Annotated in this window: 6 protein-coding genes; all 6 read right to left on the bottom strand. The window is 61.1% G+C overall.

Annotated elements, in window-relative coordinates; translation table 11 throughout:
• Nucleotide 1: 1 nt before the first annotated feature.
• On the bottom strand, nt 2-1,261 hold the full coding sequence (gene glgC / locus VOI21_RS02615; protein WP_323767403.1) for a glucose-1-phosphate adenylyltransferase: 1,260 nt from the start codon (nt 1,259-1,261) through the stop codon (nt 2-4).
• 29 nt (nt 1,262-1,290) lie between these two features.
• Entirely contained in the window at nt 1,291-3,501 is a 2,211-nt protein-coding gene (glgB, locus tag VOI21_RS02610) for a 1,4-alpha-glucan branching protein GlgB (protein ID WP_323767401.1), read from the bottom strand.
• Nucleotides 3,498-5,876: a glycogen/starch/alpha-glucan phosphorylase gene (locus tag VOI21_RS02605; protein WP_323767399.1), complete on the bottom strand. Its 2,379-nt coding sequence runs from the start codon at nt 5,874-5,876 to the stop codon at nt 3,498-3,500. The genes glgB and VOI21_RS02605 overlap by 4 nt, the downstream gene beginning before the upstream one ends.
• Before the next feature lie 210 nt (nt 5,877-6,086).
• Nucleotides 6,087-6,914: an ATP-binding cassette domain-containing protein gene (locus VOI21_RS02600; protein ID WP_323767397.1), complete on the bottom strand. Its 828-nt coding sequence runs from the start codon at nt 6,912-6,914 to the stop codon at nt 6,087-6,089.
• Nucleotides 6,890-7,960, bottom strand: coding sequence for an ABC transporter permease (locus VOI21_RS02595; RefSeq protein WP_323767396.1), 1,071 nt, complete (start codon nt 7,958-7,960; stop codon nt 6,890-6,892). Before VOI21_RS02595 ends, VOI21_RS02600 begins: the two co-directional genes overlap by 25 nt.
• A gap of 128 nt (nt 7,961-8,088) precedes the next feature.
• Nucleotides 8,089-9,114, bottom strand: coding sequence for a sugar ABC transporter substrate-binding protein (locus VOI21_RS02590; protein WP_323767394.1), 1,026 nt, complete (start codon nt 9,112-9,114; stop codon nt 8,089-8,091).
• Nucleotides 9,115-9,136 lie beyond the last annotated feature (22 nt).

Below are 9,136 nucleotides of genomic sequence, written 5' to 3'. Positions count from 1 at the left end.
GTCACGACTCCAGCTTCTGGATCATCTCGTTGGTGATCAGGCAGATGCCGTTTTCGGTGCGTCGGAACCGCTTGGCGTCTAGCTCCGCGTCCTCACCCACGATCAGCCCCTCGGGGATTTTCACGCCACGGTCGATGATGGCGTTCTTGATGCTCGCGTGGCGGCCGACCTCTGCATAGGGCAGGGCGACAACACCCTCCATTTGGGCATAGGAATGGGTTTTGACCCCGGTGAACATCAGGCAGCGTTCCAGTGATGACCCGGAGATGATGCAGCCACCGGACACCATTGAGGACACGGCCAGCCCGCGACGGCCCTCTTCGTTGTGGATGAACTTGGCCGGGGCGGTCAGCTCTGAATAAGTCCAGATCGGCCAGTTGTTGGCGTAGAGGTCCAGCTGCGGTTCAAAGTCGGTCAGGTCGATGTTGGCCTGCCAATAGGCATCCAGCGTGCCGACATCGCGCCAGTAGGGTTTCTTTTCCAGCCCCGACATAACGCAGGACCGCCCAAAGGGATGCGCCACCGCGTCGCCGGTGGCCACCAGACCGGGGATGATGTCCTTGCCGAAATCATGGCTGGAGTCCGGGTTCTTGGCATCGGCTTCCAGCAGATCACACAGAAACTCTGTCTCGAAGACATAAATGCCCATCGACGCCAGCGACCGGGTCGGATCGCCCGGCATGGTGGGCGGCTCTGCCGGTTTTTCGACAAAGTCGAGGATCTTGTCGGTGTCGTCCACCGCCATGACGCCAAAGCCCTTGGCCTCTTCGCGCGGCACCTCGATACAGCCCACGGTCACCTTGGCGCCCGAGCTGACATGCTGTTCGATCATGAACGAGTAGTCTTGTTTGTAGATATGGTCCCCTGCCAGAATCAGGATGTATTTCGGACCGTATCCCCGAATGATCGAGATGTTCTGGGTGACCGCATCGGCGGTCCCCTTGTACCAGTTCTCTTCGTCAAGCTGCTGTGAGGCGGGCAGGATATCCAGCCCCTCGTTCCGTTCGGCCCGGAAGAAGGACCAGCCACGCTGCAGGTGACGGATCAGGCTGTGCGCCTTGTACTGGGTCGCCACGCCGATCCGCCGGATGCCGGAGTTGACCGCGTTCGATAGGGCAAAGTCGATGATCCGTGTCTTGCCGCCGAAATAGACTGCGGGTTTGGCGCGGATATCGGTCATCTCCTTCAGCCGCGACCCGCGACCGCCCGCAAGCACATAGGCCATCGTTTGCTGGGCCAGCGTGAACCTGTCGTTCTGCATGTGATCCTCCCCCGTGATCAGTTGTCCGATTATTTTTCTCCGGACAGTTTGAAAAATACCGTCGCCAGCGGCGGTACGGTGATCTCAATCGAATGGGCGCAGCCATGTGACGCCACAGGTTCAGCGGTCACGCCGCCACCGTTGACTTGGCCGCTGCCGCCGTAGACCGGCGCGTCGGTGTTCAGACGTTCCTGCCAATGACCGGCGGCAGGCACCCCGATCCGGTAGCCGGTGCGCGTGACAGGCGTAAAATTCGACACCACAAGGACGGGTGCCGCATCCTCTTCGCCCGTACGGACCCAGACAAAGATCGAATCCGCCGCGTTGCCGCCATCTATCCAGCGAAAGCCTTCGGCCTTGCTGTCCAATTGATACAGCGCGGGGGTCTCGCGGTAGAGCCCGTTCAGATCGCGCACAAGGTTTTGCATCCCCTTGTGAGGCTCTTGTTCCAGCAGATGCCAGTCAAGGCTCTGGTTGTGGTTCCATTCTTCGGGCTGGGCGAATTCGCAGCCCATGAACAACAGTTTTTTGCCCGGATGCCCGAACATGAAACCGAAATAGGCCCGCAGGTTGGCAAACCGCTGCCATTCGTCACCCGGCATCCGTCCCAGAAGAGAGCCTTTGCCATGAACAACTTCATCATGGCTGATCGGCAGCACAAAGTTCTCGGAGAACGCATAGTGCAGGCCGAACGTCATCTTGTCGTGGTGGTATTTGCGGTTGATCGGGTCCTCGGACATGTAACGCAGGGTGTCGTTCATCCACCCCATGTTCCATTTGAACCCAAAGCCTAGCCCGCCATGTGAGGTCGGCGCGCTGACACCCGGAAAGGCGGTGCTTTCCTCGGCCAGCGTCATCACGTCGGGATGCATGCCATAGACCTGCTCATTCATGCGTTGCAGGAAGGAAATCGCCTCTAGGTTCTCGCGCCCGCCGTGTTCGTTGGGCACCCATTCGCCGTCCTTGCGGGAATAATCGCGGTACAGCATCGAGGCCACGGCATCGACGCGCAGACCGTCGATGTGGAACTCTTCCAGCCAATAGCGGGCATTGGCGATCAGGAAATTCGACACCTCGGAGCGGCCATAGTTGTAGACCAGCGTGTTCCAGTCCGGGTGGTAGCCTTCCTTGGGGTCGCTGTGTTCATACAGGGCGGTGCCGTCAAAGCGGGCCAGCCCATGCGCATCGGTCGGGAAATGGCCCGGCACCCAGTCGATGATCAGGCCAAGACCCGCATCATGCGTCGCTTCGACCAGTGCGCGGAAATCGTCCGGCGACCCGAACCGTGACGTTGGTGCATACAGCCCGACAGGTTGGTATCCCCACGATCCGCCAAAGGGATGTTCGGACACCGGCGTCAATTCAATATGGGTAAAGCCCATGTCAGCGGCGTAGCTGACCAGCTGCTCTGCCATTTCGGTGTAGCTGAGAGAGCGGTTGTCGTCTTCCGGAACACGCCGCCAGCTTTCCAGATGGACCTCGTAGATCGAGACGGGCTGGTCGATCCGGTGTTTCTGCCAGCGGGTCGCCATCCAGGCGTGGTCCTGCCATCCGTATTGGGTCAGGTCGCGCACCACGGAGGCGGTGAGCGGCGGCACCTCAGAGCCAAAGCCAACCGGGTCGGCCTTCAGCGGCAAAAGCTGTCCGCTGGAGTCCAGAAGTTCATATTTGTAAACAGCGCCTTCGGCGACGCCGGGCACGAAAATCTCCCAGATGCCGGTGTCACCGCGGCGGCGCATGGCATGGCGTCGCCCGTCCCAGTCGTTGAAGGTGCCGACCACGGACACGCGGGAGGCATTGGGCGCCCAGACCGCGAAATGCACACCAGGCGCGCCGCCAAACGCAGTCAGATGCGCCCCTAGGGCGCGCCACAACTGGCCATGCGTGCCTTCGCCCAGCAGGTATTCGTCCATCTCGCCCAGAATTGGGCCATAGGCGTAGGCGTCTTCCTCTTCCCAAGTCGCGTCGGCGTTCGACAGGCGCAGGCGATAGTCGTAGCGCCCGACGACGCCGGGCAGGACACCTTCGTACAGGTCCGGTGCCCCGTCGACCGGGCTGAGTGTCCCCAAGACCATGTCGCTGCCACTGGCCAGCACCTCAACCAAGTCCACGTTTGGGCGAAAGACCCGTACGGATTGGGTGCCATCGGGCAGCGTATGCTGCCCCAAAACCGAAAAAGGGTCGCCGTGGCGTCCTTCGACGATTTGCCGTGCGGTCGAATGATCTAGGGGGGCTGTCATGCACTCTGCTCCAGTTCGCCGTCAATTGCGCTGCCAACATTCCAGATGTCGCGGGCGTAGCCACGAATCGTCCGGTCCGACGAGAACCAGCCGACGCTGGCGGTATTTGTCAGCGCCATTGCGGCCCAGGTTGACGGATGCGTAAAGGCCTGGTCGGCGCGGCGCTGGGTGTCGAAGTAGGTGTCGAAATCGCAGGACACGAGGAAGTGGTCGTGATCCCAGAGGTTGCCGACGATCCCGTGATAGCGACCGGGTTCCTCGGGAGAGAAACGGCCCTCGGCGATCTGGGCCAGAACCTTTTGCAAGCGCGGGCTTTTTTCGATGGCGGCGCGGGCATAGCCGTGGTGGCTGCGCCGTTCCGTCACCTCTTCGGCGGTCAGGCCGAACAGGAAGAAGTTTTCGGCCCCCACATGTTCGCGGATTTCGACATTGGCGCCGTCCAGCGTACCGATGGTCAGCGCGCCGTTCAGGGCGAACTTCATGTTGCCAGTGCCAGAGGCCTCTTTGCCTGCGGTCGAAATCTGCTCTGACAGGTCGGCGGCGGGGATCAGCATCTCTGCCATCGTCACGTTGTAGTTGGGCGGATAAACGATCTTGAGCAGGTCCTTGGTCACCGGGTCGTTGTTCAAAACCGTTGCCACATCGTTGATCAGGCGGATGATCTCCTTGGCGACGTGATACCCCGGGGCCGCCTTGCCACCAAAGATCTTGACCCGGGGTGTCCAGTTGCCGTTCGGGTTGGCGTGCATTTCATTCCAGAGCGCGATGGTCTCCAGAATGTTCATCAGCTGGCGCTTGTATTCGTGGATTCGCTTGATCTGGACGTCGAACATGGCATCGGGGTCAATCGCGATCCCGCAGTGTTCCTGCACCCAGTTCGACAAACGTTCCTTGTTAACCCGCTTGGCGGACATGAATTCCTGCAAGAACCCCTGATCGCCGCTGCGGTCGCGCAGGCGGCCAAGCTGGTCCAGATCCGCGGGCCAGGCATCGCCGATCTCACGCGTGATGAGCTGCGACAGGGCGGGGTTACACTCATACAGCCAGCGGCGCGGGGTGATCCCGTTGGTCTGGTTCACGATGCGCGTCGGGTGGATGCGGTGCAGATCGGCAAAGACGGTAGATTTCACCAGATCGGTGTGCAACGCCGAGACGCCGTTGACCTTGTGCGCCATGATAAACGCAAGCTCACCCATGTTGACGTTGCCGTGGTCAAGGATGCGCGGGCTGTCAGGGTGCTGCGTCTGCTGGCTGTCCTCGATCGACCGGATGATTTCCAGATGGCGGGGCAGGACACGGCCCAGCAGCCATTCAGGCCAGCGTTCCAGCGCCTCTGGCAGCAAGGTGTGGTTGGTATAACCGAGGCAGCGGCGGGCCAGTTCGATTGCCTCGGCCATCTCCAGCCCGTGGATATCGACAAGGATACGGACCAGCTCCGGCCCCGCGATGGCGGGGTGCGTGTCGTTCAACTGGATCGCAGCGGCATCCGGCAGCGCGCGGATATCGTCATGATCGATAAAGAACCGGCGCAGAAGGTCGTGGATCGAGGCAGCGGTAAAGAAATACTCTTGTTTGAGGCGCAGTTCCTTGCCGCTTTCGGTGGTGTCGTCCGGGTAAAGGACACGGCAAATGGTGCGCGCCAAAGCCTCGGACCGGCTGGCGGCAAGATAATCGCCGCGGTTAAAGCTGGCGAGGTCGAATTCCTTTTGCGGACGCGCCGACCACAGCCGAAGCGTGTTGCCCCAGCGGCCCTGCCAGCCGACGACCGGCGTGTCAAAGGCGGTGGCGATCACGGTCTCATGCGGGTGCCATTTGGTCTTGCCCTCATGGTGGTGAACATGCCCGCCAAAGCCGACCTTGTAGCGGACTTCGGGGCGCTCAAATTCCCAGGCATGGCGCTGTTCCAGCCATGTCTCGGGCTTTTCGATCTGCTGGCCTTCCACGAAATCCTGCTCAAAGAGGCCGTGCTCATAGCGGATGCCATAGCCCATCGCCGGGATGCCCAGCGTGGCCAGGCTGTCCATGAAACAGGCGGCAAGACGGCCAAGGCCACCATTGCCCAGCGCGGCGTCGGGTTCGTCATGAACCAAGGCGTCATAGTCCTGACCCAGTTCCGTCACCGCTGCGCGCGCTTCGTCCGTCAGGCCGATGTTGGCGGCGACGTCCTCGACCAGACGGCCGATGAGGAACTCCATCGAGAGGTAGTAGACCCTCTTCTTGTGACCGGCATAGCTGGTCCGGGTACTTTGGTACCACGAATCCACCATTCGGTCGCGCAGGCTAAGCGAAAGGGCCATGCGCCAGTCGTAGAGGGAGGCGTGTTCGGCATCTTTGCCGAGCGAGTAGCGCAGATGCGCGAGAATTTCGTCTTTCATAGGGTCGGTCCTGTCCTGTCTATCGGGCCGCGTGGCGCGCGCCGCCGACCGGTCCTCCCGCTGACCGGGCCGCGCATGTTATCGCTAACGGTAAAGATCAACCAAAGGCCAGACCCGACGTCAGTTTACTGTAACCCGTGCATTCGCTGTTGCAAGCGGGTGTCAGTGGGCGGCTGCCTTTCCCGTCGGGAAGGGGCGGCCGCCGCTGTTTCATGCCGCGACCTTGGGCGTGAGCTGTTGCTCTTCGATCGGCGGCGGTTCCATTGCGCCGGTCATGATCGCGACCGCGTCGGACATCGAGATTTTGGCCGGATCGACCACCGCATGCCGCTTGCCCAGACGGTGGATATGGACGCGGTCCGCCACCTCGAAGACGTGCGGCATGTTGTGGCTGATCAGAATGATCGGGATGCCCTTGGACCGCACGTCCTGGATCAGTTCCAGCACCCGGCGGCTTTCCTTGACGCCCAGTGCGGCCGTCGGCTCATCCATGATGATGAACTTGTTGGCAAAGGCGGCGGCGCGGGCCACGGCCACGCCCTGACGTTGACCGCCCGACAGGGTTTCCACCGCCTGATTGATCGACTGGACGGTCATCAGGCCCAGTTCGGTCAGCTTGTCGCGGGCGAATTTCTCCATCGCCTTCTTGTCGAGTTGGCGAAAGACCTTGCCCATGAAGCCGGGTTTGCGCAACTCGCGCCCGGCGAACATGTTGTCGGCGATGGACAGGGACGGAGACAGCGCAAGCTGTTGATAGACGATCTCGATTCCCATTTCGCGGGCTTGCAACGGCGAGGTGAAGTGTACCGGCTTGCCCTCGATCTTGATTTCGCCTTCGTCGGCTTGCACCGCGCCGCAGATCGCCTTGACGATGGACGATTTGCCCGCGCCGTTGTCGCCGATCACGGCCAGAACCTCACCGGGGTACAGGTCAAAGTCCGAGTGGTCGATGGCGGTCACGTGGCCATAGCGCTTCACGATACCGCGGCCTTGAACGATTGGTTGCACAGACATTATCCCGAAACCTTTCTGATCCATTGATCGACAGAGACCGCCGCGATGATGAGTACGCCAATCAGCAGGTAGGTCCATTGCGCGTCCGCCCCCATCAGGCGCAGACCCAAGGTGAACACGCCGACAATCAGCGCCCCGAAAAGAGACCCCAGAACAGAGCCGCGTCCACCGAACAGAGAGATGCCCCCGATCACCACGGCGGTGATGGATTCGATGTTTGCAAGCTGGCCAGAGGTCGGTGAAACCGATCCGATGCGCCCGATCAGGGCCCAGCCGGCAAAGGCGCAGATGAGACCGGACAGGGCGTAGACCGACACCAGAACCTTGTTCGCTTCCATACCCGAAAGCTCTGCCGCTTCCTTGTCGTCGCCCACCGCATAGACATGTCGGCCCCATGCCGTCTGTGTCAGCGCATAGGTTAGCACCGCGAACAGCAGCAGCATGAAGATGATACCATAGGTCAGGCGGGCGCTGCCAATTTGCAGCGTGGTCCCGAAGAATTGCAGGATCGCCGCGTTCTGCTCGATGTCCTGCGAGCGGATGGTTTCGTTCGCCGAATAGAGGAAGTTGGCCGCCAGAACGATCTGCCACATGCCCAGCGTCACGATGAAGGGCGGCAGTTTCATCCGCGTGACCAGAAGGCCGTTGATCGCGCCGATGGCGGTGCCCACGGCCAGTCCGCACATCACAGAGATGAACGGTGGGATGCCATAGCGAAAGGTGAACTGACCCATCACGACCGAGCTCATGACCATGATCGCGCCGACCGACAGGTCGATGCCAGCGGTCAGGATCACAAGGGATTGGGCGGCTGCCACAATGCCGACGATCTGAACCTGTTGCAGGATCAATGTCAGCGCAAAGGGTGAGAAGAATTTCGATCCCAGCAGTACACCAAAAACAATGATGGACAGGACCAGAACGATGAGCGGGACAAGCGCGGGGTTCGTGTGCAAAGCGTTTTGAAGCTTATGAACAAAGCCTTGCGGCTTTTCGAACTCGGCAACCTGATTGGTGGCCGCGGACAACGACGATTCGTAGTCCTGCCCCTTCGAGGCAGACTCGGTCATGTGGGATCCTCCCGATTGATTTGGGTGCGTTCTGATGCGCGTTTTGGTCCAGCCTAAGCGACAAGGTGTCCGCGCGTCCATAGTGAAGGGGCGGTGCCCGCCCCTTCAGATTTTCTAGACCTTTGGGGTTAGCCCCAGCAGCGGTCGGTGCCTTCCTGGACACTGATCGAGTCGACGCCGTCGACCGGCTGATCGGTGACCAAAGACACGCCTGTGTCGGTGAAGGCTTTGCCCTCGGTCGGCTCCGGCTTGACGCCTTCATCGGCCCATTTCTTGATGGCTTCGATGCCCAGCGACGCCATGAGCAGCGGGTACTGCTGCGAGGTCGCACCGATCACACCGTCGGCCACGTTCTTGATGCCGGGGCAACCGCCGTCGACCGAAACGATCAGAACGTCGTTTTCGCGGCCGATCGATTTCAGCGCCTCATAGGCACCGGCAGCGGCGGGTTCGTTGATGGTGTAGACCACGTTGATCATGGGGTCCTGCGCCAGCAGGTTCTCCATCGCGCGGCGGCCGCCTTCTTCGTTGCCTTGCGTCACGTCGTTGCCGACAATGCGCGGGTCGGTTTCGTCGCCCCACTTGTTCGGGTCGCCCAGATCAATGCCAAAACCCTGCAAGAAGCCCTGGTCGCGCAGAACGCCGACGGAGGGTTGCGACACGGCCAGATCCAGCATGCCGATCTTGGCGTCGGCTGCGGCATCGCCCAGCTTGCCCGCGGCCCATTTGCCGATCAGCTCACCGGCGAGGAAGTTGTCGGTGGCAAATGTGGCGTCTGCGGCGTCGATGGGCTCCAGCGGCGTATCCAGCGCGATGACAAGGATGCCCGCGTCGCGCGCCTGCTGTACGGCGGGAACGATCGACGACGTGTCGGAGGCGGTCAGCAGGATGCCTTTGGCGCCGTCCGCGATGCAGGTTTCAATGGCCTGAACCTGAGTTTCGTGGTCGCCGTCGACCTTACCGGCAAAGGATTTCAGTTCGATGCCCAGCTCTTCGGCCTTGGCGGTCGCGCCTTCTTTCATCTTGACGAAGAAGGGGTTTGTGTCAGTCTTGGTGATCAGGCACGCGCTGAACGAATGGCCGGCGGCGTTGGCGCCGGTCGACACTGCGGCGGCGGTCAGAGCAATGGCCGTGCCAGTCAGAAACTTTTTCATGGTATCCTCCCAAAATCCGCGG

The sequence above is a fragment of the Antarctobacter sp. genome (genome assembly GCF_034670325.1).
In the GTDB taxonomy this organism is placed as follows: domain Bacteria; phylum Pseudomonadota; class Alphaproteobacteria; order Rhodobacterales; family Rhodobacteraceae; genus Antarctobacter.
This window is presented reverse-complemented; position numbering and strand designations above follow the sequence as displayed.

Excerpts from the sequence above, each read along its gene's own strand:
- glgC (WP_323767403.1), bottom strand. The coding sequence starts at position 1,261 with ATGCAGAACGACAGGTTCACGCTGGCCCAGCAAACGATGGCCTATGTG.
- VOI21_RS02595 (WP_323767396.1), bottom strand. The coding sequence starts at position 7,960 with ATGACCGAGTCTGCCTCGAAGGGGCAGGACTACGAATCGTCGTTGTCC.
- VOI21_RS02590 (WP_323767394.1), bottom strand. The coding sequence starts at position 9,114 with ATGAAAAAGTTTCTGACTGGCACGGCCATTGCTCTGACCGCCGCCGCA.
- glgB (WP_323767401.1), bottom strand. The coding sequence starts at position 3,501 with ATGACAGCCCCCCTAGATCATTCGACCGCACGGCAAATCGTCGAAGGA.
- VOI21_RS02600 (WP_323767397.1), bottom strand. The coding sequence starts at position 6,914 with ATGGATCAGAAAGGTTTCGGGATAATGTCTGTGCAACCAATCGTTCAA.
- VOI21_RS02605 (WP_323767399.1), bottom strand. The coding sequence starts at position 5,876 with ATGAAAGACGAAATTCTCGCGCATCTGCGCTACTCGCTCGGCAAAGAT.